The 24,046-nt window shown below is 43.5% G+C and carries 19 protein-coding genes and 1 pseudogene; 11 read left to right on the top strand and 9 right to left on the bottom strand.

The features are described 5' to 3' along the window. Positions 1-82: 82 nt before the first annotated feature. Together RAH45_RS11445 and RAH45_RS11440 are read right to left on the bottom strand one after the other, a co-directional pair. Positions 83-805, bottom strand: a complete 723-nt coding sequence (locus RAH45_RS11445) for a response regulator transcription factor (protein WP_068403530.1) — start codon at positions 803-805, stop codon at positions 83-85. A gap of 264 nt (positions 806-1,069) precedes the next feature. Beyond that, entirely contained in the window at positions 1,070-2,374 is a 1,305-nt protein-coding gene (locus tag RAH45_RS11440) for an efflux RND transporter periplasmic adaptor subunit (RefSeq protein ID WP_102076450.1), read from the bottom strand. An 82-nt stretch (positions 2,375-2,456) separates the two neighbouring features. Here RAH45_RS11440 and RAH45_RS11435 point away from each other — a divergent pair, with 82 nt between their 5' ends. From RAH45_RS11435 to RAH45_RS11390, 10 genes and pseudogenes are all read left to right on the top strand, one after another. After that, positions 2,457-2,804 carry a response regulator gene (locus tag RAH45_RS11435; RefSeq protein WP_068403524.1) on the top strand — a complete coding sequence of 116 codons (348 nt, stop codon included), beginning with the start codon at positions 2,457-2,459 and terminating at the stop codon, positions 2,802-2,804. Positions 2,805-3,010: 206 nt separating this feature from the next. Further along, entirely contained in the window at positions 3,011-3,373 is a 363-nt protein-coding gene (locus tag RAH45_RS11430; RefSeq protein WP_068403521.1) for a response regulator, read from the top strand. 3 nt (positions 3,374-3,376) lie between these two features. After that, a complete protein-coding gene (locus RAH45_RS11425) occupies positions 3,377-3,907 on the top strand; it encodes a chemotaxis protein CheW (RefSeq protein WP_068403518.1) in 531 nt (176 codons plus the stop codon). Positions 3,908-4,488: 581 nt separating this feature from the next. Then, a pseudogene (locus tag RAH45_RS11420) lies at positions 4,489-5,494 on the top strand (methyl-accepting chemotaxis protein); the annotation flags it as partial. A gap of 181 nt (positions 5,495-5,675) precedes the next feature. After that, positions 5,676-5,990, top strand: a complete 315-nt coding sequence (locus RAH45_RS11415) for a hypothetical protein (protein ID WP_226928928.1) — start codon at positions 5,676-5,678, stop codon at positions 5,988-5,990. A 3-nt stretch (positions 5,991-5,993) separates the two neighbouring features. Then, complete coding sequence (locus RAH45_RS11410) at positions 5,994-6,674, top strand: CheR family methyltransferase (RefSeq protein WP_306495951.1); 681 nt, start codon at positions 5,994-5,996, stop codon at positions 6,672-6,674. Between the two features lie 30 nt (positions 6,675-6,704). After that, positions 6,705-13,682 carry an Hpt domain-containing protein gene (locus tag RAH45_RS11405; protein WP_306495282.1) on the top strand — a complete coding sequence of 2,326 codons (6,978 nt, stop codon included), beginning with the start codon at positions 6,705-6,707 and terminating at the stop codon, positions 13,680-13,682. Next, positions 13,672-14,715 carry a chemotaxis protein CheB gene (locus RAH45_RS11400; RefSeq protein WP_198328887.1) on the top strand — a complete coding sequence of 348 codons (1,044 nt, stop codon included), beginning with the start codon at positions 13,672-13,674 and terminating at the stop codon, positions 14,713-14,715. Before RAH45_RS11405 ends, RAH45_RS11400 begins: the two co-directional genes overlap by 11 nt. Next, positions 14,712-15,215: a hypothetical protein gene (locus tag RAH45_RS11395; RefSeq protein WP_198328886.1), complete on the top strand. Its 504-nt coding sequence runs from the start codon at positions 14,712-14,714 to the stop codon at positions 15,213-15,215. The genes RAH45_RS11400 and RAH45_RS11395 overlap by 4 nt, the downstream gene beginning before the upstream one ends. Positions 15,216-15,406: 191 nt before the next feature. Next, positions 15,407-15,934 carry a cytochrome b gene (locus RAH45_RS11390; protein WP_193032146.1) on the top strand — a complete coding sequence of 176 codons (528 nt, stop codon included), beginning with the start codon at positions 15,407-15,409 and terminating at the stop codon, positions 15,932-15,934. 111 nt (positions 15,935-16,045) lie between these two features. Here RAH45_RS11390 and minE read toward each other — a convergent pair whose 3' ends face one another. The 7 genes from minE to RAH45_RS11355 all read right to left on the bottom strand — a co-directional run bounded on the left by minE (position 16,046) and on the right by RAH45_RS11355 (position 22,693). Continuing rightward, complete coding sequence (minE, locus tag RAH45_RS11385; protein WP_068408119.1) at positions 16,046-16,336, bottom strand: cell division topological specificity factor MinE; 291 nt, start codon at positions 16,334-16,336, stop codon at positions 16,046-16,048. A gap of 2 nt (positions 16,337-16,338) precedes the next feature. Continuing rightward, the gene (gene minD, locus RAH45_RS11380; protein ID WP_068408121.1) at positions 16,339-17,151 is read right to left on the bottom strand and encodes a septum site-determining protein MinD; all 813 of its coding nucleotides are present in this window, start codon (positions 17,149-17,151) and stop codon (positions 16,339-16,341) included. A 435-nt stretch (positions 17,152-17,586) separates the two neighbouring features. Beyond that, positions 17,587-18,465 carry a septum site-determining protein MinC gene (gene minC / locus RAH45_RS11375; protein WP_068408123.1) on the bottom strand — a complete coding sequence of 293 codons (879 nt, stop codon included), beginning with the start codon at positions 18,463-18,465 and terminating at the stop codon, positions 17,587-17,589. 154 nt (positions 18,466-18,619) lie between these two features. Continuing rightward, positions 18,620-19,711, bottom strand: a complete 1,092-nt coding sequence (locus RAH45_RS11370) for a hypothetical protein (RefSeq protein WP_207161658.1) — start codon at positions 19,709-19,711, stop codon at positions 18,620-18,622. Between the two features lie 176 nt (positions 19,712-19,887). After that, a complete protein-coding gene (locus tag RAH45_RS11365) occupies positions 19,888-20,769 on the bottom strand; it encodes an IS982 family transposase (protein ID WP_306495281.1) in 882 nt (293 codons plus the stop codon). A 133-nt stretch (positions 20,770-20,902) separates the two neighbouring features. Then, positions 20,903-21,604 (bottom strand): IS1 family transposase, encoded by a 702-nt coding sequence (locus RAH45_RS11360; protein ID WP_198329205.1) that lies wholly within the window; start codon positions 21,602-21,604, stop codon positions 20,903-20,905. Positions 21,605-21,724: 120 nt separating this feature from the next. Further along, entirely contained in the window at positions 21,725-22,693 is a 969-nt protein-coding gene (locus RAH45_RS11355; RefSeq protein WP_068408639.1) for a 1-acylglycerol-3-phosphate O-acyltransferase, YihG family, read from the bottom strand. A gap of 514 nt (positions 22,694-23,207) precedes the next feature. Between RAH45_RS11355 and RAH45_RS11350 the strand changes: the two genes are divergently transcribed. Beyond that, positions 23,208-23,861 carry a YiaD family glycine zipper/OmpA-like lipoprotein gene (locus RAH45_RS11350; RefSeq protein WP_068408637.1) on the top strand — a complete coding sequence of 218 codons (654 nt, stop codon included), beginning with the start codon at positions 23,208-23,210 and terminating at the stop codon, positions 23,859-23,861. Positions 23,862-24,046: the final 185 nt, after the last annotated feature.

The following is a 24,046-nucleotide window of genomic DNA, read 5'->3' as shown; positions in this document are numbered from 1 at the left end:
TTATAACCATTTTATTCATTTTATTTTAATAAGTTTATCGCAATACGGGCTTAGTTTAATAGCGTTTGATTGCATGTGCTAACTATACCTGATCGGTAGCGAATTGATAACCCACACCGCGTACGGTAATGATACGTTTTGGCTGGCGCGGATTGTCTTCGATTAACGCACGCAAGCGCGAAATATGCACGTCAATGGCGCGATCAATATTATCCGAGCTATCATCGTTTGGCATCGCTTGCCATAATTGCTCACGGTTTAACACTTTGCCCGAGTGGGTAGCAAAGTAATGCAGCAGCTGAAATTGATGCGTCGTCAAACGGACTGGTTGATCATCGATAGTGACTTCATGACTGTCAGGAAAAACGCTTAGGCGCCCAAACGTTAAACTATCTGACTGGCTGTCAGCTTGATTTGGCTGCTCATGACGACGAATGACGGCACGAATACGCGCGAGTAGTTCGCGCGGCTCAAAGGGTTTGGCAATATAATCATCGGCGCCCATCTCTAAACCTAATACACGGTCTGTGGTATCGCCTTTCGCCGTTAGCATAATAATCGGCACTTTATTGGTCATGTTGTTTTTGTTGCCACGTATCTTTTGGCAAACTTGCATGCCATCCATATCAGGCAGCATCAAATCTAGCACCACCAAATCGATGTCACGCTCTTTAGCGTCTAACAAGTCCAAACCTTCTTGACCTAGTCCTGCATGATGTACATCATAATAGTTCATGGTCAGATAATCGCTGATTAATTCGGCTAAATCTGGATCGTCTTCAATTAATAAAATTTGCTTACTCATAATTTTTCCTCTAGTTGTTGTTATAGTTTGTTTAAAATGCTGTTTAAAAATACTGCTTTAAAAGTGCCTATCTACAAATGCTGTCTTTATAAAACTGTTTTTGTAAATAAGCACGCCCTAAATTTTCAAAGCCCTTAACTCTTAGTTCATTCTCACTCAAAGCGTAATCCCTATTAGTTTACGCTATATTGCCTAAACAGGATGTTATTAAACAAGATAGGCTTTGTTAATGTTTCTACACAATGTAACTACGAGCTTTGGCGCTTATGAAACTACCGCCTTTTTTCCTTCAGATTCCACCGGTAAGTTTGCCAAGCAAATCAAACTGTCATTGGTAATACCGGCAATTAAATACTGCTTAGTCAAGGGGTCATACTCGATAACTTCGACGGGCTGGCGCGTCAAACGCTGGTCTTGTTTGATAATCCAAACGTTAGCATGCAAAGGACGCAGCGGCTTATAAGGCGGTTTGTGCAGCACGGTTAGGTCAACATTGTGCAGCGCGCGCTTAGGAACAATGGTTCCAACTTCTATTTGTCCGTAGTCAACGCGCCCAGTCACCTGCATATCAGGTCGTATTTGGTTGCGACTGACTTCATTATCAACCACATTGACATAAACCAATAGCTGCTTTGGTAACTCAGTGACTGTCAGCTTACTGACCTGACCGGTAAATTTATCTATCAAGCCTTCCGCCGTGAAGTTAACCGTTTGTCCAACGGAGATTTGTGATTTGGCTTCAATCGGTAAGCTTGCGCTAAAATGCAGCTCCGTCCCGTCGCTAAGCTTTAAAAGAGGTTGACGCGGTGCTACTTGTTGGCCGCTTTTGACGTATAGCTTTTCGATATGACCTGCGAAGCTTGCCCGTACCGTTATCAAATTATTCGCCGTTTCTGTATGCTTAGAAGCTTGGTTATTGTCTAAGTCGTTATTGCTAGCACTAGCAGAATTTCCTTTAACATCCTCACCATTTTTTTCTGTACTGGGTTTTATGTTATCTGAATTCTTAGCAGTGGAATCTTTTGGCGCCGCTTGAGTACTGTTGACGGCAGACGGTTTTGGTTCAGTGGCCGCACCTTTATTATCTACTACTTCATCTTCTACTTCTAAGGAAGTTGCTACTTCATCATCGGCTTGTTCAGATGACTCTGTTGATTCAATAGGCGCTGCTTGCCGTCGAACGGTGAATAATGGTGCGCCTTTTTCGACCCGTTGATTTTTTTTCACCAACACCTGCTCTACCGTCAGTGCTTGGGCAGCAATTAGGTTTACCTGTTTGATAGGCTCAATCTCACCTTCTAAGCCAAGGCTCGGCTGATAACGGGTTGGTTTGACGCTTAGGATATGATCAGGGGTCATCGTAATGCTATCAGCACGTATGAGCAGGGGCGTGTCAAAGGCCTCGCTATTTTCAGCTGTGACAGGTTCTGACGTAGGCGGGGAGGGCTGGCAGGCGATAAGCAGCGCCGCGCCCAAAAGATACGCACTCTTTTTTAATGGGCTAAAAGCTAAAAGTATGGTGCTTGAAAATTTAGCCCTCAAACGCCTTAAATCTATAAAACCTGTCATAGCGATCACCCTTGTCAACGAATTTTTATTATATAGGGAATTATGAGGCGGTGAAATGATTACTCTTATTTACTGATTTTGAATGGTAATCGATGACTCAAAAACCATTCGCCGTACCGCAGAAACTTTATTGCAAAAAGCAGGTTGTGAAGTCGTCACCGCGATTGACGGTTTTGATGCCTTAGCGAAGATTGTTGATAACAATCCAGATATCATTTTTGTAGATATTATGATGCCGCGTTTAGATGGTTATCAGACTTGTGCCTTGATAAAAAATAATCCAGATTATGCGAGCAAACCGGTGATTATGTTGTCATCGAAAGATGGTTTGTTTGATAAAGCTCGCGGGCGCATTGTTGGTTCTGATGAGTATTTGACCAAGCCATTTAGTAAAGATGAGCTTTTTGAGGCGATTAACCAGTATCGCTAAATAATCAGTAACGTGAATAGCAGCCCGTTAAAGACCTGCTATAAAAATATTATAAGTTCGGTTATTCAGGTTAATAGTGAGCGCTTGCTGCTTAATTTTTATCTTGATGAAAATAATACTGGCATTCAATCAATACGATTTATTTTTAATCGGTTTGTTTTAACAATATATCCTGATGGATATCATCAAAAATAAAGGAAATACCTATGACTACTGTTTTAGTCATTGACGACTCGCCATCTGAGATGGCGAAATTTCGCGACATGCTTTCTAAAAATAACTTTCAAGTATTAGAAGCGAGCAATGGAGAGCAAGGTTGTCAGATGGCCGTCGACCATCTACCAGACGTCATTTTGATGGACGTGGTAATGCCTGAGATGAATGGTTTTCAGGCAACCCGCAAAATTACGCGCGGTAAAACGACTGCTCATATCCCTATTATTATGATCAGTACCAAAAACCAAGAAACAGATCGAGTATGGGGTAAGCGTCAAGGCGCTAAAGAATATATCACCAAACCGATTGATGAAAGTGGTTTGGTCCAGATAATTCGTAAAGTAATGGGGTAGCTTGTGGCATCCAGAGGATTTATTGAGCTGCTGCGTATAGCAGACTTAGCACGCGCGCGTAAAAGTGGTCGCCGCGGCGGCAAAGAGTTTGATTGGCAAGGCGTGGTATTTGAAATTGGCGGTCAGCGTTTGGTGGCACCAATGGGTCAAGTATCAGAAGTATTATCCATGCCAGAATATACCAGCTTACCTTTAGTAAAGCCTTGGATGCTCGGCATCGCCAACATCCGCGGGCGCTTGTTGCCGTTAACCGATTTGTCGCGGTTTTTACAAGTGCCCAGCCGATTGCCACAAATGAGCCAGCGTAAAGTCATTGTGATTGACCATGATAATCTGTTTTCAGGACTGCTGGTCGATCAGGTGCTGGGCATTGAGCAGTTTACCCAAGACCAATATCGAGCAGAAGCGCTTGAACCGAGCTCGCCGTTTGCGCCTTATAATCACGGTAAGTTTGTCAAAGATGAGCAAGATTGGTATGTATTTATGCCAAGTCTGCTGGCACAGGATTTGCAATATACCGATGCTGCCATCTAGTGGCTGTGAGTAACTAGTAATTAGCTGTTTTTTCTAAATATTGATTTTTGGTAAATACATCAACCTTAATAAACACTTCGATTATTAACGGGGTGTTTATTAAAGCAAGAAAAGAACAAAGGCTGACATGGTTTGATGAGATGTCAGCATTCATACAGGCTTTGTGAATCATTGTTGTTTTGATGGCAATATGATTTCAGAGTCAGTCACGATACGACTTTGACGATTGTTTGAAAGGAATAGGCACGATGAGTGATGTTATAAATAACCCTGTAGCTGGTACGAATAAAACAACGACAGATGCTAATAGTAAATGGAAGCTGTTATTAGGGCTTTGTGCTTTAGTGAGCGTGGCTTGTCTGTTTTGGCTGGTCAATTCATTGTCGTCGGTCAGCCAATATTTAAGCAATTTTAATCAATCAGTCATCTTGCCTGTGATTGTTTTTGTGGTAGGTGTACTGGGCATTTTATTTGCTTTATACCAATTACTCAAACAACGCGGCGGCTCAGAGCGTTTATTGATTGAAAAAGAAACCTTACGCCGTCGTCAAGAAGCAGAAGCGGAGTCTGAGCGCGCGCGCCAGATTCAAGAAGAGAACGAGCGTAACCAGATTGCAATTTTGCGTCTACTAGATGAGTTGGGCGATTTGGCAGATGGTGACTTAACAGTAAACGCGACGGTATCGGAAGATTTTACCGGTGCGATTGCTGACTCTGTGAACTTTGCAATTGACCAATTACGCCAATTGGTACTGGTTATTAATAGTACCGCTGAGCGTGTCTCGCAGTCCTCAGAGCAAACGCAGATGAATGCAGTTGAGCTTGCTGAAGCCTCAGAGCACCAAGCACAAGAAATTGCTGGGGTATCTGCGGCGATTAATGAGATGACAGTCTCGATTGACCAAGTGTCAAATAACGCTTCAGAATCGGCGACGGTTGCACAGCGTTCGGTTGCCATTGCTTATAACGGTGCGGAAGTTGTACAGCGCTCGATAGAAGGTATGAACGTGATTCGTGATCAGATTCAAGAAACCTCAAAACGTATCAAGCGTCTCGGTGAGTCTTCGCAAGAGATTGGTGATATCGTTGGTCTAATTAACGATATTGCTGACCAAACCAACGTCTTGGCATTGAACGCTGCGATTCAGGCATCGATGGCAGGGGAAGCAGGTCGAGGCTTTGCGGTTGTTGCCGACGAGGTTCAGCGTCTTGCTGAGCGTTCAGCCAACGCAACCAAACAGATCGAAACGCTGGTAAAAACCATTCAGGCCGATACCAGTGAAGCGGTTATGTCGATGGAATCAACAACTTCTGAAGTCGTACGCGGAGCGCGCTTGGCAAAAGATGCGGGTGAGGCACTAGAAGAGGTGCAAACGGTTTCAAATACCTTGGCTGACCTGATTCAAAACATCTCTAACGCCCGCTCTACAACAGGCTGAGTCTGCTGGTCACATCTCGCACACCATGAATATTATTCAAGATATTACTTCGCAAACCTCGTCTGGTTCGATGGCGACCGCGCGCTCTATCGGTGAGCTTAGTGAAATGGCGGCGGCACTGCAAGAATCGGTCACCGGCTTTAAGATTTCTAATGATGATGAGCAGTTAGAGCAAGAGTTTAGCGAAGATGAGTATTTAGAGATCGATGAAAGTGTTTCGGCGAGCATGTAATCTCTAGTTATCAGCTTATGATTGTGATATTGAAATATTAACCAAGCAGTTGCTCTACTCGTTTTTCTGTTGAGCAACACTATTAATAGCAGGTCACGTGAATAATCATACTCAAAAAGACAGTCTGATGATTAATAAAGCCGATGCTTTGATAGCAGAAGCTTTGTGGGATGATGTTGCTTTTGATACTGAGCAATGGCAACGCTATATAGAGCAAGAGATTGGTTTTATATTGCCAAATGTTCAACGTAAATGGTTGGTCAACGCCGTCAGTCAAACGGCACTGGCCTATGGTTTGAGCAACAGACAATTATGGCATCAATTACCGATTAATCATGAGCTGCGCCAGCAATTGTTAGATAAAGTGCTCATTCATGAAAGTCGCTTTTTTCGCCATTTGCCCTCTATATAGTTTATCACTGATTACGCCTTACAGTGGCAACGAGAGCAGCTAATCGCTGCTAGTACTAGCTGCAATACTAATGATAGCAGCGCTAGTATTGACGCCAGCAATCCTGATGATTCATTCCGTATCTGGAGCGTCGGCTGTGCCAGTGGGCAAGAAACTTGGTCGCTGGACATGAGTTTGGCCGCAAGCCAGCTGACCAATTACAGCATATTAGGGACTGATGTCAGTCAGCAGGCATTAAAAAAAGCACGTTTAGGTCAGTATGATAATAAGCAACTGGCTTTGATTCCGCAAGATTGCCAGCAATTTATTCAACTATTACGACCAACAAGTATCGTTGAACAATTACGTTTTCTGCCTGTGTCTACGCAAAAAAATACAGAGAAAAACGCTCGAGCCCACTGGCAGGTGATGCCAACGCTAAAACAGCGTGTACGCTTTGCTTTACACAACATTATCGACAAAAAACCGCCAACGCCGCATTTACAACAAGTCATTGTCTGCCAAAACATGCTGCTTTATTTTCGTAAGTTTGATCAGCGCGATATATTAGCGCGGCTATCAGAGCAGTGCGCAGTAGGCGGTTATATTATATTGGCTCCAGGTGAGGCGTTATTTTGGCGTCCTTCAAACATGCGCCGTATTGCGCACCCACAGATTAACGCCTGGCAAAAAACCAGTGCCTAAATTAGCGCCTAGACGAGTTAGGATACATCTATGAAAAACCAGCCCAACGACATGGTGACACTTGAGTGGTTACTGCCACTGTTTGATCAGCAATTATCACAGATAGCTGATGGCTGGCAATTGGGTGAAAAAAGCGCTGATTATGAGCAGATGACACAGAGCTATCATCAGATTGGTGGCGCTTTGATCATGATTAACTTGCCGATATTGGCAAATTTGGCTACTAAGCTCAGCTTACTTGCAAGGACAGAAATCGATAGCTTAGATGCTGATGCGAGCCGTATAGGTCACATAGCGCATCGACTGCTTACGGGTGAGCTGGTTTATTACGCACGTACGAGCAATTTTCATAGCGCTTTAATAAATAAAACATCAGCTGAGCTTACCCAAGTTTTAGCGCGTTATGATATAGCGACCGATCACCTTGTAGACGCTTCTTTAGACTCTAAAGAGGACAGTCTTGCTAGCATTGCCACTAACGATATTGTTGATATTGCGCTACCCGTCAGTACGGCAATGGTCAGTTTAGACCAGGCGCAGTATCAGCAGTTGCTATTGGTTTGGCGTCAACAAGCGCAAGCGTTACTTGCTGCTGATACCAATGACGCTTCTATACTGGCGACTTTAGAAAAAGTCGCTCAATACTTATGGCAAACCGCAAAAGATGACGATTTGCAGCGTCTTTGGTATTTGACTGAAGCTTGGCTACATGACCTTGCCCATAACGAAACGCCGCGACCTAAGTATTACGCCGCGCTATTGAGTCAATTTGATGCGTTAATAGAGGCAAGCACCCATCAAAAAGCGCTATCGGCAAAAGTTATCAACGAGCTGATAGCGAATATTTATATCGAAATCAGTAGCCTTGCCAAACAGAGCGATAGCACGCAAGTTATGCTGCAAAGCGTAGCGCCGCAAGAGGTCGAAACACGCTTTTTACCGCGCATCTTAAGTGATATTGATACGCTGATTTTTAACTTTGATAAGCCGCAAATCCTAATTAAACCACTCCAACAAATCAGCCATCAGCTAGGAAGTCGTGGTTGGACATCATTTGCCTCGCAAGCAGCATCTATCCTAGCAGATATAGAACGTGACTTAATTGCCCAAACTGGAGTGGTAGAAGAGCAATCACAACAGCAGTGGCAAATTGAGCAGCGTCTCCAAGAATTACACAATGCTATCTACAATACCGAACAAGTTATCTTAAGTAAAATAGGAAGCGCGGCTTCTTTTATACCTGCGGCTGACGTCATTACTCATGATGACATGGATAGCGTGCAAGTAGAAAGTAGCCAAAAAATTAAGACAGACGATAAGGAGCTGCGCGAGCTGCGTATTGCTGTTGAAGACGTTAAGCAAGGCTTTAGTGATTATATTCAGCGCCAAGACCTAGCACTATTACCAGACGCTGCAGATTTTTCTAACATTGGCGAAGCTTTTGACAGTATGAGCCTGTCATCTATCCGCCAGGCAACCGATAACATAGCAGATATATTCGAGCAATTAACCACCCATGATATTGCCGTACTGAGCTGGGATGTCACCGAAGCCTTAGCCGAAGGTTTAACCTCTATCGAATTGCTGCTCGACTATCTTGCGCAGCAGGTCTTTGATCAACCCTTATTAAGCAAAGCTCATGAATATATCGACAAGGCGGCGACACTACTTAGTGGCTATATAGCTGCGCCTGAAACCGTTAATGATACCTTTTTAACGCAAAAGCAAGCGACAAATGATGTACTGCGCTACGATGATAGTGGCGAGATTGCGCCTATTACTGTTGCTAATGAAGACATTGATTTAACCGATAACACAAACCATAGCGATAAAAAAGAAAGTGCCGCTTTATTAAATGCTCGCAGTGAGCTTAAGCACGATAACTTTGATGTTGATGAAGATATTCGTGAGATCTTTATTGAAGAGGTGGAAGAGGTCGTCGCTGATTTAGAGGATTTCTTACCCATTTGGCAGCAAGATGCGCAAGATTTAACGCCATTAACTGAAGTGCGCAGAGGCTTTCATACCTTGAAAGGGTCAGGGCGTATGGTTGGCGCTTTTAGTATCAGTGAGATGGCCTGGTCTATTGAAAACCTACTCAACCGTCTGTTGGACAAAACCCTACCAGTGACCGATGAGGTCGTGGCACTTGTGACAGAAACCACTAAGCATCTACCAGCGATGTTGGCTGATTTTGCAGCACAGAACCCACCAAGTTTTGATCCTGCCATTACTATTTTGCAAAGCAATAACTTAATAAGCCAGCAACCTATCAATACAGGCTTAGAAGTGCTTGATGATAATTTCTCTACAAGTGAGGTTGAAAAAAATAATGCGGTACTAGATGAGGGTACGCAATCGACAGATGAGAGATTCTTAAATATCGAACAAGTTGATACTCTAGACATAAATGACTCTGTTAGTAACTTTGACGAAGTTTTTGAAGTAGAAACAGACTTTTCAGCCTCATTAACGGATTTAGAGATACCAGACGTATTAACCCCATTTATGACAGCGGCGCAGTCGCTACCGACAGATGCTAACGATGCTGATCCTGATATCAAAGAGATATTTATAGAAGAGGCCAATGAAGTTCTAGAAGAAATTGTGCCCTTATATGAGCATTGGCAGCTTACTCCTGATAACTTAAGCCAGTTAACTGATATTCGTCGCGGTTTCCATACTTTAAAAGGCTCGGGTCGTATGGTTGGTGCTAATTATAGCGCTGAGCTAGCCTGGTCGATAGAAAATATGCTCAACCGTATTTTGGATAATACAATTGTAGCGTCTGCAGACATACAGCAGCTTATCGGTGATGTGTTAGGCGCTTATCCAACGCTATTAATTACCTTTGAAAATGACAGTCAAGATTATCCTGCACTTGTACCGTTATGGGTGGCTTGTGCTCAGGCTTTTAGTAAGCAGTTGGGTGATGAATTCAGCTACCGCGCGCTACATAAACAACTATTTTATGGTTCTGAGCAGCAGCAGGACATAAGCACAGCGCAATATTCTGATGTTAAAAATACAGATCAAGAACTTGTTGATGACACTGCTTATGACATTGCCGAAAGTAACAGTAGCATTGATAGTACGCTGCAAACCATTCATTCGGTAAATGAAAAAATGGCCGAAGCGCCCATCGTTTTGACGCCTCAAAGTGAAGAAGAGCAAATCTTTTTCGATATTTTTGTTGAAGAGGCCGAAGAGCTGTTAGAAAGCGTTAAAGATTTTGTTCTTGATCACCAAGACGAGCCTTATGCCGCCGTAAGTGATGAGATTGTTCGCGCTTTTCATACGCTAAGAGCAGCGTCTGGCGCTAGTACTTTGACGGCAATCAGTGAGGTTGGCACGACGATAGAGCAAAGTTTGGAGCTTTTGCAGAAACAAGACACGCCAATGAATGCTCAGCATGTAAAAGCGCTTGCCCAGTCTGTGACGCTGATTGAAGGCTACCTAGCTAATTATAAACGCGATGTGCAGGAGCGAGAAGTTTCGTCAGAAGAGGCGCAAAGTCAGCAAGATATTGCTTCTTTACAAGCCATGCTTAGTGAGCAGTACGCCGTTAGCGATGACGAAGACTCAGCCGATGGTAAACCAACGATAAGTCAATTGTTAGATGACGATATCAATGAGCTACTAGATGCAGAATGGCAGTTAGAAGCCGTCTTTAATAATGCAGAGCAAGAACAGATTCAAAGTTATATCGCAAGGCAAATCTCACAAATAAAACATCTAGCCAGTAAAGCACAAGAGGTACCAAAATTTGCCTTGATTCTTAGCGAATTGGAAAATGCTTATACTTATTTAAGCCATCATCCTGAAAAATCCCGTGATACTGATATCCAGGCCGCTTTACTTGCAGGTCATTGTCAGCTAGTCGGTTTATTTGATGCTTTAGCGGGTAGCACCTCGTTGAAAATTAATCAGCAGGTAGTTGAGCAGCTAAAAGATATTGCTCAAAGTGACGATAGCAATATCAATGTAGAAGCAGGTACTGCAGGGCATACTGATGTTGATAAAGAGGCTGAGGAAGAGGGTAAAGGCACAGTGCAAAGTGTTGCTGCGCCTGAGTTTGCGCTTGAAACCATCGTTACCGATATTGAGCTATTAGAAATCTTCTTAGAAGAAGCGCAGGAGCTTGATGATGCGCTCAATGATAGCTTTAGTAAATGGCGTGCTGATATCAGCAATATCAATACCTTAAAGGTTTTACAGCGCCACCTGCATACCATCAAAGGTGGTGCGCGTATGGCAGGCATACGCAGTATTGGCGATTTGACCCATGAGGCGGAGAGCATTTACGAGGCATTCGTTGAAGCAAGACGTACGCCAACGACGCAATGGCTTGAAATTATGCAAGTCGTGCAAGATACGTTGTCATTGCAAGTGGCGCATATTGTCCGCTATCAGCAATCATTTTTTACACCTGAGCTGATTGAGCAGCTGCAGCAGTTTGAAAAAGCAGCAGCGTTACCAAAAGACGTCGAACTTATTGTACCAATGCCGCAACACCAGGCTGCTGCTGAACCGCAAATCAGCGCCAATGAATATACCCATCGTATCGATAAAACGGCAGACTTCTTAAGTTTAGATAGAATTATAAAACAATCTTGGGCGAACGGCTTACCTGACCCAGATATTTTAGAGGTGTTTTTAGAAGAAGCAGAGGTGCTGACCAACCGTAATGAATGTCTGCAAGCATTCTTAAGTGATGCCGGTGATACCGTTGCATTGCAAGCCCTACAGCGCGACTTACACACCTTAAAAGGTGGTGCGCGTATGGTAACGGCATGTGGTATCGCTGACCTTGCCCATGAAATGGAAACGGTTTATACCGACTTTATTGATCGTCGCCGACCTGCTACCAAAAAAGTCTTGGAGCTACTGGTAGCCTGTCACGATTGGCTGGCAGATGCGGTATTTATTCTCTCGCAACAGGTGAACCCACCAACGCCAGACTTATTAATTGAGGCGCTGCAGCAATTTAGTAAAAACCCCGATAGCTTAAAACACATACCAAAAGAGTCTTTGCAACCGCAGCGTGATGCTATTTTACTGGCGAAAGAAAAGCAAGAATCTACCTATATCCAAAAAGATATCAGTGAGATGCCGCCGATGGTGGCTGATACGACTGAGCAAGAACAGAACGCCAGTAGCAACGAGATGATTCGTATCTCAGGTGGCCTCATTGAGCATATGATCAATCTATCAGGTGAGTCGGCGATCAACCGTGCGCGTATCGATATGGGCATGAGTAGCTTGACCACTAGTATTGAAGAGATGGGAACGACTGTACAACGTCTAGCGGATCAGCTGCGCCGGATGGAGATTGAGCTTGAAGCGCAGATTTTATCGCAGATTGATGATGAGTTGGTCAATCATGAAGGCTTTGACCCTCTAGAGATGGACCAGTATTCTTCGTTAAACCAATTATCAAAATCTTTGACCGAGTCGGCCTCGGATTTGGTTGATATTAATCATACCTTACTTGAAAAGATGCGTGACAGCGAAAGTCTATTGCTACAATTATCGCGGACGCAAACTGAGCTGCAAGATGGCTTGATGAATTCGCGGATGGTACCCTTTACCCGCCTAACGCCACGGCTTGAGCGTATCGTGCGCCAAACGGCCAATGAGCTAAACAAGTCGGTTGATTTAAAGATTATCAATGCTGATGACGAAATGGATAGAACCATTTTGGAGCGCATTACCTCACCGCTTGAGCATATGTTACGTAACGCCGTCGATCACGGAATTGAAACGGTTGCAACGCGCTTAGAAGCGGGTAAAGAACGTAGTGGACAAATCACTTTAGAAGTCCTGCGTGAAGGTAGTGAAATCATTATCCAGTTAACTGATGATGGACGCGGCATTGATGTAGAAGCAGTACGCAATAAAGCCATTTCTCAAGGTTTAATTGACGCCGAAGACAGCAGTTTAAGCGACCTTGATATTATGCAGTATATCTTTAACGCCGGCTTAAGTACCAGCAAGCAAGTGACGCAAATATCAGGTCGCGGTGTCGGTATGGACGTGGTGATTAGTGAGATTCGTCAACTAGGTGGGGCGGTATCGGTGGTGTCAGAGCTTGGTAAAGGCTCTCGCTTTACTATGCGTGTGCCGCTCACGGTTGCGGTGTCTGATGCGTTGGTGGTTCGCGCCGCAGACCGCTATTATGCGATACCGTTAGCGCAGATTGAGCGCGTGGTACGTATCAGTCCAGAAAGAATTTATGACTATTATCAATCGGGCGCCGCTACGCTTAACTTTGAAGATAACGATTATCGCGTGCGTTATTTGAATGAGATTTTATCAGGTAATAAGCTCAATGAGCTGGTCGTCAATACAAACACCAGTGTGCCACTGATTATTATCAAAAACCGTAGTGGCCAAAACATGGCGCTACAGGTTGATCAAATCGCAGGGTCACGTATTGAGGTCGTGGTAAAACCTTTAGGCCAGCAATTCTCGAATCTATCGGGTATCTCAGCGGCAACCATCATGGGTGGTGGCTCGGTCATGCTTATTCTTGATCTGATTGCACTGATGCGAAATGCTGCTTTAGGCAGAGAAGTCGCAAAATCTGCTATCAGTGTTCGTAGCAGTACAGAATCTAAAATCACCGTTTTAGTCGTCGATGACTCAGTCACGGTACGAAAAGTGACCTCACGTTTCTTAGAGCGTCAAGGTTTCAATGTGGTCCTTGCCAAAGATGGTATCGATGCGCTTGAAATTTTACAAGAAACCACACCGGACTTGATGCTACTCGATATTGAAATGCCGCGTATGGACGGTTTTGAAGTTGCGTCGCAAGTTCGTCATAACCGACGTTTGCAACAGCTGCCTATTATTATGATTACCTCACGTACCGGCGAAAAGCATCGCGAGCGCGATTTTGAGATTGGAGTCAATGACTACATGGGCAAACCTTTCCAAGAAAACCAGCTTCTTAATAAAATCCAAGGTCTATTGGGTATAGAGGCTAGCTTAGTCAATGAAGGATAATGTACCTGCCTTAATACTAAGGGATAAGCATAAAAACGATATCAGGGTACTGGTGGTGGTAGAAGACCACCATCAGCGCATGGCTTTTTCTGATACTGTGCGTAGTTGTGGTTTGCAGCTGGTTGACTGCGTATCAAGGACGCAATTACAAAATAGGTTGAGCCGCTATACAGCGCCTATTGATATTTGGCTCATAGATGGTGATTACGATGAGCATATGGCAGTAGCGACTACTACCGCTCAACCTGCTACCGTTGTAGTCGGATTTAGCCAGGCGCCGTATCTTAATGAAGCTGAGCATTATGCCAAATGGCAGCGCAAACTCAAGCGCAAACTTGCCCAAATGCTGGCGTTGCCGTTATTAAGTAAGGCAATAGATAGCCCTGCTTATAAGAATACGGCTTATCAAAATGAGACTAACGATTGGCATTATGTGGTATTTTTAGGTGCTTCGATGGGCGGGCCTAGTGCGGTCAAAGAATTTTTAGATCATTTGTCACCCACCTTGCCTGTGAGTATTTTACTGGCGCATCATTTTAACCAAGCGATGATAGGTACGCTACCACGCATACTCAATCGCCATAATGACTGGCGCTGTCAGCTGATTACCTCATCACAGTGTTTGCGCGGCGGGCAATGCCTCATTGTACCCATTGATAAACAAATTGTTTGCGATTCAACTGGTCGTATTATCTTAATAGATCAAGCGTGGGAGGGCGATTACAAGCCCGCTATCGGTCAAATCCTGAAAAATACCAGTGATGTTTATGGCAGTGAGCTTATCAATATTATTTTCTCTGGTATGGGAAATGATGGTTCGCAGTATTTGGACTTAATCCAAGACAATGACAGTCAATTGTGGGCGCAAGACCCAATATCAAGCGCTTGTCCAAGTCAGCCGCAAGCCATTATTGATTCAGGTTATTGTCAGTTTGTTGGCAGTCCCAAAGCCTTAGCAGAAAAACTTACCCATTATATTGCTGAAAGGGCGATGCCCGCCTCTTCAGAGTCATTTATTGTGAGCGACATATGAAACAGATTCTAAAGCACTCATTTGAAGCCGTGAGCTTATTGACCACTAATAATGGTATGCTCGACGTAACGATTGTCCCAGCCACCGACCAACCGGATTGGATCATTCCTAGTAGCTTGATTTTAAGTGTCGATGAGTGTAGTGAACATAGATGGACGTATGAATGGCAACAACAAGAAGTCGCTGTGATCCATCTATTGCCGCGCCATCAAACGCCGGACAAGATTATTATTTTAGAAGGCAATACCACCGCGCATCGTATCGCGCTACAGACAGCAGGCGAGCTCCGCCAACTACAGGCGCGTATCTCCGATGTCAAAGATATCGACTTGCCTGAGCACTTTATCAAAACCGACAGCAAAACTGATACCGTTCAGCAGCGCGTCCAAGAAGATGTTGTGCTATCCTACCTTTTCCAAGCGGTGATGATTGATGATACGGTTTACATGGTGCCAGATTTGGATAAAGTCGCCCATCAATTGGTTGACTTAGATAGCTAATTTGCTCATGGTTACGCTTTTTATTATGGGCTTTAGTGTTAGCTCTAAATAAGGTTATTAGCCTTGAGCTGGGACAGATAGTTATTATGTTTATTTGCCAGTTACCAGCTAGTAGGTTTTTAACACTGTCATTTGATCCGTATCAGCCAGCGCCTATAAGTATCGATGAATAGGAAGCGATAAAATATACTATGAATAATATCCATTCAAATCTGACAAAGTGGTCGGTTGCTAGTCGAGTCTTTCATTGGGTTAGCGCCTTATTATTACTGGTCACTTGGATCATGATACTGTTATATGACAATCTTGATAGTAAGGTCTATATCGGCTTACACAAGGCATTTGGGGTCAGTTTGTTGTTTTGGATGATTGCCCGCGTGATCAGCCGTATTTTTAATAAAGCACCGCCAGCGCTGGCAATGCCAAAATGGCAAATGCTGCTTGCACAATTATCCCACTTTGCTTTATATGCGTTATTAATTGCGATGCCTATGGCAGGACTGCTGATGTCGGTATATGGCGGCCGAGCAGTTGACGTCTTTGGTTTATTTCAAGTTCCTGTCTTTGTCACCCCTGATAGGGGATTAGCACGGCTTTTTAATGACTGGCATACCGATATTTTGTGGCCGATGATAATTATTTTTACTTTGATGCATATTGGCGCCGCGCTATATCATCAATTCATTAAAAAAGACAATATTATGGCGCGTATAAAATAACGACTTAAAAATGGGAAGAGCGCGTATAAAAAAGCCCTAAGTATGAAACTTAAGGCTTTTTTTGTGCCAGCATTTGTACTAGCAAACGCTATAAATATAAAGTCATGCCGTTTACTTTTTATGTTCAGGTAAACTGATATTCATCTCGAGCACGTCTAAGCTGTCTTCAGAGCGATGGTTGATATTAACATCATCAATCTGCACACCGTTGACGTACTTATTAACCACTTCTAGTATTTCACGTTTCATTTTTTCGATACGGTCAGTGGTCAGGCGATTATTCAAGCGATTTTCACTTGCAACAATAACTTTTAAGCGCTCAGTTGCCATATTAGCACTGCCAGCACTGCTGCTGTCATCCGTACCAAATAGGCTACTCCAAAATCCTTTTTTCTTACTCATCATTAACCCCCAAACCAGCGCTGTAGTAGACTCTTTTTCTTCACATCAATATGACGTAATGGACGCTCTTCTCCTAAGAAACGGGCGACGATATCGTCATAACATTGACCAGCCACTGAATCGGTATAATGAATCACAGGCTCGCCATGGTTAGACGCTTCCAGCACTGAATGGCTCTCAGGAACCACACCAAGTAACGGCACTTTTAAAATATCGTTAGAGATGGTATCGATATCCATCATCTCATTTGCGGCAGCACGGTCGGCGTTGTAGCGGGTGATGATTAAATGCTCGCGTACCGTGCCCTGATTTTCAATCACTTTTTTGGTTTGGCTTTGCAAGATACCAATGATACGGTCCGAGTCACGTACCGAAGAGATTTCAGGGTTGGTGACGATGATGGCTTCATCTGCATGATACATCGCCAGCTGCGCACCGCGCTCAATACCAGCAGGCGAGTCGCAGATAATATAGTCAAACTGCTTTGACAACTCATCCATGACTTCTGTAACGCCGTCGTCTGTCAACGCATCTTTATCACGCGTTTGACTGGCAGGCAGGATATATAAATTTTCTAGTTGCTTGTCTTTTACCAGCGCTTGTGACAGGCGGGCATTGCCATTGATAACATCGACAAAGTCATAAACAATTCGATTTTCGCAGCCCATAATCAAGTCTAGATTACGTAAGCCTACATCAAAATCGATAACAACTGTCTTATAGCCACGTAATGCTAAACCGGCGGCAAAAGAAGCGCTGGTCGTGGTTTTGCCCACACCGCCTTTACCCGAAGTGATTACAACAATCTTCGCCACAATGGCACACTCCTATGAATTGATGGGATATTTATTAGTTAAAACATTTTAGATGAAACAGTATAGATGTAAAGTAGCACAATTGCTCGGCGTTTACCTAGCGGAGATGTGCTATCTGCGAGCATAAGCCTAGCATAAATATACAAAAACTTATAGCCAGTGCGTATTTAAGCACAAAAGCTGCCTACAGATAATGGTTATATCAGCTAAATAGGGAGCCAAAGCGCCCTCTATTATCTGCGCTCAATATTCGCGCCTATAGTCTAGCGTAAATAGTGGCAGAGCTAACAATCCATCATAGCGCAGTTTTGTTAAGTAAACTTACTATAATATTAATTATGCTATTTAGACGTCAATTTATCATTTATCATCAAATATATTCAAACTGATAATGATGAAATGACACCTTTGAGTCGTCTAAAGAGCAAATAAAACCTAAGCGTTATCCATAACCGTAAAGACTAAACCCTGACCTTCTAAATAACGCACTTCAACCGATTTATCAATCACGTGCTCGGGTAGGTTATCACGTAAGCAATACGTGCCAGCAACTGAGACCAGAGAGGGATTAAAGACTTGGCAAAAAATACGCGCATCTTTATCACCCGTTGCGCCTGCGACCAAACGACCTTGGGCGCGACCATAAACGTGCAGGTTATTGTCAGTAATCGCTTCAGCGCCGCTATTGACACTATTGGTTAAAATCAAATCGCCACCGACATGGTTGAGGCTTTGTCCCGAGCGCAGCATTTGATCATAAATCAAGCTGGTAATATGCTCGGCACTGATAAGCGTCTCTGCCGTCAAGGTGGTTTCAGTCGTTGCATTTACCTCGGTAGTGGCAGCAGCTTGGCTATTTACAGCTGAGCCAGCATTATCGGTAGTAGAGCTGACAGAATCGTTCGCAGGTGACGTTTGTGCGCTATCCTTAGAAGCCGCTACTTGACTTAACTGTGTAGTGGCTTTTTTACTGGGCAAAATACGCTCGATACGCTTGCCGTCCGCTGGAAATATCGCTAAGCGTAGCTGACGTGCTTGCTCATCAAGCAAACCTGTGACCACGCCGATAGGCTGCAAACCCCATGACCAAAGCAGCTCTACTAATGCCGCTAAATCCTGCTCGACTTCACTGTCAATCAATACAGGGATATTGCTATTTTTATTACTCAGTGTACTTTCAAGTTGGCTGGCAATCGCCGCAAAGTCATCGGTGCTAAACTGCAGCCGTGAAAAGGTCAGCATTTTGCCATAAAATGCCAAAGCTGGCGTGTCAGGTGAGTCAAGCGCCTGCTGATTGTTGTCTGAAATCGTCATAATATACATCCTCAAAAATGGTCGTGTTGCGGTGTTCAATGTGCCGTTTTTGCCTCGGCATATAGCATCAAAGTCTAATTATTAAAAGTGCGGCTTTCAAAAATATGCATATCAAAAGTATGATTGTCAAAAAAACTGGTTCTCATTCAAAACACTACAAATTAAGCATGTCTTGATGCTTCCATTGCTGCACTTTTATTTGGGCTTCAAATTCGTCTAAACCATCGGCGATGATGCTTGAGATTAACGTATCAAGGGCGCTGTTGTCGGTATCGATTTGAGCAACGCCGCTGGCGATAGCAACCATTAACGCGTCAATACGTTCGGCGTCAAGCAGGCGCTCATTCAGCGCATATACCACGTTTTCGCCGATATTATGCCCGACATGCTGTAGCTGCGACTCAATTAACGTTCCAGCAATGGGTATCATACGCAGATAGCGGCGTAGCTCAGGCGTATTGGCCAATCCCTCTTTGATGGCATTGCCCATTTCGGTGGCGACAATAGTGCCGCCGCCCGATGACTCGGTCAGTGCCTGAAGTTTTGGCGCCAGCTCTTTACGCAGTAGCGATAGTATCGCCGCTTCAATCTCATTGCGATTGCGGGCAATGGTAGATTCGATAAAGGATTTATGAGTGTTAGGATCGGTCAGCTGCTGGCGAAAAGTCTGAATGGTCGTTAAGATGACGCGGTCAGACAGCTCTTCTAACAGCAAATTAATATAAAAATTAATGCGATTAATCCACGGCTGTGGCAGTACTTGATAACCTAGCTGATATAAGCGGCGCCCGATAATCACGGCGCGAAATAAACGCAGCGCGCGCAACTGCGGAAAACAGCCTAACACTTCATACCAATGCACAAAAGGGAAAAAGAACCAGCGGTAATACACCTTTTCTTTAATAGCAACTGCCCAGCGCAATAGCAACTCGGCAATCAAGAATAGCGTAAAAAAACCGCCCGCTGTCCGTAACGAGTCATGAATATGGTTTTGATACCAGTTTAATGCCTCGCTCATACTCAACCACTGCGCGGCATTACTACTAAAATTACTCATCAAAATAGCGTCAGTACTGATTAAAAATAAATCAATACTGATGGCGATGAGCATCACGATATCATAGGTCAGCTTCAAGCGATTGGGCTGGGGACGATTCGGTCTTGGCGGCGGGCTGCTGGGTAGGTCTGAGGACTGAAGAGGCGCTGGTGTTATCGGCGCACGGGTAGAAGAGGCGGGCACAGTCATACCTTATTTAGTAGTAAATGGCATTGGTAGTGAGTAGTCTTTTGCCAATCACTACCAAATAAGCGGCAAGTTTTAATAGTTATTCACATTATCAATGAATCATGCCAAAAAACAAGCCATCAACCATTATAATTTGGTATTTTAGCCGTTATCTTTTTATATAAAAAACCCCACTCTCAACTTGAAATAAGCAATTCAAACTGAAGAGGCGGATTACCAAGTTTTTTGTTGAGTACAAAGCACAGATTGTGTGACAGGATTTTACGAATCAATCGATGAGACAAATGCCATAAATCTCTTGCTCGTACCCTTTGTATATTAAATCGTTCTGATAGCTGACCAATGACTGTTTCAACGATACGGCGGGCTTTCATTAGCCGCCTTACCACAGGTTTGGGTCTATCCTCTTTCATGTTGGCTCTGAGTGGCGTTTGTAAATCCACGCCTTGAGCGTCGTAGTACGATGTCAGACTCGGGCTGATATACCCTTTATCAGCGCCAAGTAGCCCATGAATATGAGTGGTGATTTCTGGGGCAACCGCTCTTTCATCAACATTGGCAGGAGCAAAGGTAAAGCCTTTAATCATGCCCGATAAGTTAACAAGCAAATGGCCTTCAAAGCCATAGTATCTCTCTTGCTTAGCGGCACAGTAGCTAAAAGCTGCTAAGTCTTGATAATTCTTATGCCGATAAGCGCGTCCATAATGACAGACGGGTATCGGAAAGCCGTCCATAAAATGAATGTTGTCACGGCCTTCAATTTGACTGACGTTATCTTGTATCTGCTGTTTGACTTGCCACAGATTGGCGCAGTGCTTTGCGAAGTTAGGGTATGAGCCGATGGCTGGAAACCAGGCTTGCCAATGCTGGGAAAAGTATTGCCAAATTTGTTTGTCTTGATCTAGGTGTAAAAATTCACCGACCATCTCCATGCAAATAACCTCAGGATCACTTAGCTTTGGCGCGTAACCTGCACTTCGCAAGGGTTTGGTGACGACTATTTTGTAATATTGCTCTACCATTAAATAGATATTGATGATAAATTCGTCTATGGGCATCTCACAACTCCATTGTATTCTTGGTCGAAAACAATAGATTAGTGAGGTGCTCTTCTTTTTCAATCACTTTCGAAGTTGAGAGTGGGGTATAAAAAGCCATAATTTTGGTGGTGTGTCAAAAAGTATGCTGGCATCAGACGTAGCCATAATTGACATAAAAGAACACCAGATCGAATACTTTAAAGTGATTATCAAGCTTTTTTGAGAAGCAACAAGTCTTTCTAACCGATCGTCTTAATCGGTGTCTAAGACGGCAGTTATTACCTTCTATACCTACCGTATGCTGTTTGCCAACTCGTTTGTTATCTGGTTTAAAGGCCGTTATGAAACTGTCCCAATTGTCCATACTAATAGAGTCATAGCTCACTTTAAGTTGCTTAAGACGGGCTCTTAACTTCTTAGCCGTTTTTAGGTCACGTTTGCCCCAGACATAAGCGACAATCTCATTAGTAGCACGGTCATAAGCATAAATAAGCCAAACTTTACGCTTCTTGCGATATACGTAAGTCCAGAACTCATCAACCTCTAAGCGTTCATAGTAGCGCTTCTTAGGTACAATCTTGTAAATGGATGAGCCTATGGTGCTAAGCACTTTTCCAATACTAACCTTGGCTATAACGGCTATGTCTCTAACACCACAACCTCGGACAGTCATCAGTCGTATGAGATCTTCTATTCTAGAGTGACAGCCGTTATAGGTTACCGCATGATCGCCAATAAACTGGCGTTTGCAGTCCTTGCACTGGTAGTTCTGCTTGCCATAGCTTTTTATGCCGTGTATCGAAAAACTGGGACTGTGACAGTCGGGGCAGTTGATATCTATTTGTGTCTTCATAACCTCAAATATATCATCTTGCTTCGGCTGTCACCCTTCCTTTATTACCCCAGCATACTTTTTGATACACCATCAAAAATTTTAATGGCTTTTTTTAATCAATTTTTTTAATGTCCTTTTTTATTCACTTTGATGCGCCGCTTGCGGATGAGTCTCAAAATCCGCCAGCATCTGTGTGATACGCATATCTTTTTGACGCCAAATTTGCTCGACCCACTCAAACATTTGCGCTTTAACGGTCTCATCGTTTTCGTAGCCGCCGCCTTGAATACCGGCAAACAGCGCATCGGGTATGGCAATATGGCGGACATCGACGCCTAAGCGTTTGATATTGCCTTTCCACAAATCGCCATAGGTTGGCACGCCGTCAGGGTAGACGATGGTCATATCTAAGATACCATCGATATCAGCGCCCAAGGCGTTAATCGCCAGCGACAAACCGCCAGCGCGCGGTTTTAATAGATGGGTATAGGGTGAGTTTTGTTTATCATGTTTTTCTTGGGTAAAGCGCGTGCCTTCCAAATAATTCAACAAGGTAAACGGCTTGTCCTTTAATAATGCACAAGCGCGCTTGGCTTCTTCGATATCTTTGCCTTTAAGCGCTGGGTTTTTAGCAACTGCTTCTTTAGAATGGCGCCGCATCATTGGAAAATCTAAAAAGTAAAATGCCTGCCCAACGATAGGAATATAGATGAGCTCAAACTTGGTGAAAAACCGGGTCAGTGGTAAGCGTTTTTCACTAATGTATTGCACGATGCTGGTATCGACCCAAGACTGATGATTGCTGACCAGCAGATATTTGCCGTCCATATGTACATCATCCGGCAATTGAATACGCCAATCCTTACGCGGTAATATGGTATCAATCAAAGCATTATTGCTACCAATCCAGTGCTCGGCAATCTTTATTACCGTCCTATCAGCGATAGGAGCGCCCGTGATAATTTTGCCAACGCCCATAAGCCATAATGGAATACTGCCGCCAAAACTATTGGCAGCGATGACTCCGGCCGCTGTGGTAAGCGACATTGCTTTGCCAAGTTTTGGCGCGCGTTCGTGTATTTTTTGCATCGCAGCGTTCAAGCGCATGTCTTATTCCTTACTATTTGCTCGTTAATCGTTTCACTATTATGGTTAAACCGGTGTTTTATATCATCTCAAAAATACAGCTAATTTTTCTAACAAGTTTTAGCAAATTATAATCGCATTTTATCTAATAAATTTTAGTACTAATATTAGGTAAGACCTAATTTTAGTCCAGTTATTATTCGGCTTTTTAATTCGTAAAATGTTTCTACCAAAGTTTTTATAAGATAATGTTAGCAGAAAATAATTAGAGTGTACGACTGTAAACGTGACTTGCGGTAACAAACAACGCGCTTTTATAAACACTAGACTATAGATACTTATGCACTTTCCATACATAGATGTGACAAAATATTACACAAAAATAGACGGTAATTGCCATAATAATAGTAAGTGTGAATAAACAAATAAACAGGTTTGTTGACGCATATTCGTGACAAGCAATATCTATAAAAACACCGTTTATTTATCGATACCTATATTGATAGCCCATTTTTTCAACTTAAGAGGACATATTATGCGTAATACATTAATGGTTGCAGCATTGGCATCAGGCTTAGCATTGAGTGGCTGTACGACTGATCCAAACACTGGACAGCAACGTTTAAATAAAACTGCTATCGGTACGCTAGCGGGTGCAGCTGGTGGTGCCACTATCTCAAAAGCAACAGGCGGTAGTAAAACTGGTCGTGATGCGGCTATCGGTGCAGCATTGGGTGCAGGCGTAGGCTACTACATGGAGCGTCAAGCGAAGCAGCTAGAGCAGCAAATGGCGGGTACTGGCGTTACGGTTACCCCAAATGCAAACGGTAACATTGACTTGGTTATGCCAGGTAATATCACTTTTGCCTTTGACAGTGCTTCGTTGAACCCATCGTTTAGACCAACGCTTGATAAGCTTGCGGCAACGATGAATGAATATAACCAAAATACAGTTACGATTGCTGGTCATACCGACAGTGTAGGTAACCCATCTTATAACATGAACTTGTCACGCGATCGTGCCAACTCTGTGAGAAATTATCTGGTTAGCCGCGGCGTAGCTTCTAACCGTATCAACGTAGTTGCTTATGGCCAGACTCGTCCAATCGCTGATAACAATAGCGATTATGGTCGTCAGCAGAACCGCCGCGTTGAGCTAACGGTAAATGCACCAAGCAGCGTTCGTTAATCGCTACTGATATTTAAAATATAATGTAAATTAAAAAAGACCAACGCAAAGTTGGTCTTTTTTTGCTTGAAATTCGTCTAATATTCAAAAAATTATATTTGATAATAGTTATCAATAACATTATAATTTGCAGGGATTGAATTTTGTCAGCCTTTAACGGGCGTTTAAATTTAACTAGGGTTTAA

Source organism: Psychrobacter sp. van23A (genome assembly GCF_030845275.1).
Taxonomy (GTDB): domain Bacteria; phylum Pseudomonadota; class Gammaproteobacteria; order Pseudomonadales; family Moraxellaceae; genus Psychrobacter; species Psychrobacter faecalis.
This window is presented reverse-complemented; position numbering and strand designations above follow the sequence as displayed.

Bases quoted from the DNA above. Each gene is read 5' to 3' on its own strand.
- RAH45_RS11445 (WP_068403530.1), bottom strand. From the start codon at position 805: ATGAGTAAGCAAATTTTATTAATTGAAGACGATCCAGATTTAGCCGAA.
- RAH45_RS11440 (WP_102076450.1), bottom strand. From the start codon at position 2,374: ATGACAGGTTTTATAGATTTAAGGCGTTTGAGGGCTAAATTTTCAAGC.
- RAH45_RS11435 (WP_068403524.1), top strand. From the start codon at position 2,457: ATGGTAATCGATGACTCAAAAACCATTCGCCGTACCGCAGAAACTTTA.
- RAH45_RS11430 (WP_068403521.1), top strand. From the start codon at position 3,011: ATGACTACTGTTTTAGTCATTGACGACTCGCCATCTGAGATGGCGAAA.
- RAH45_RS11405 (WP_306495282.1), top strand. From the start codon at position 6,705: ATGAAAAACCAGCCCAACGACATGGTGACACTTGAGTGGTTACTGCCA.
- RAH45_RS11400 (WP_198328887.1), top strand. From the start codon at position 13,672: ATGAAGGATAATGTACCTGCCTTAATACTAAGGGATAAGCATAAAAAC.
- RAH45_RS11395 (WP_198328886.1), top strand. From the start codon at position 14,712: ATGAAACAGATTCTAAAGCACTCATTTGAAGCCGTGAGCTTATTGACC.
- RAH45_RS11390 (WP_193032146.1), top strand. From the start codon at position 15,407: ATGAATAATATCCATTCAAATCTGACAAAGTGGTCGGTTGCTAGTCGA.
- minE (WP_068408119.1), bottom strand. From the start codon at position 16,336: ATGAGTAAGAAAAAAGGATTTTGGAGTAGCCTATTTGGTACGGATGAC.
- minC (WP_068408123.1), bottom strand. From the start codon at position 18,465: ATGACGATTTCAGACAACAATCAGCAGGCGCTTGACTCACCTGACACG.
- RAH45_RS11370 (WP_207161658.1), bottom strand. From the start codon at position 19,711: ATGACTGTGCCCGCCTCTTCTACCCGTGCGCCGATAACACCAGCGCCT.
- RAH45_RS11365 (WP_306495281.1), bottom strand. From the start codon at position 20,769: ATGCCCATAGACGAATTTATCATCAATATCTATTTAATGGTAGAGCAA.
- RAH45_RS11360 (WP_198329205.1), bottom strand. From the start codon at position 21,604: ATGAAGACACAAATAGATATCAACTGCCCCGACTGTCACAGTCCCAGT.
- RAH45_RS11355 (WP_068408639.1), bottom strand. From the start codon at position 22,693: ATGCGCTTGAACGCTGCGATGCAAAAAATACACGAACGCGCGCCAAAA.
- RAH45_RS11350 (WP_068408637.1), top strand. From the start codon at position 23,208: ATGCGTAATACATTAATGGTTGCAGCATTGGCATCAGGCTTAGCATTG.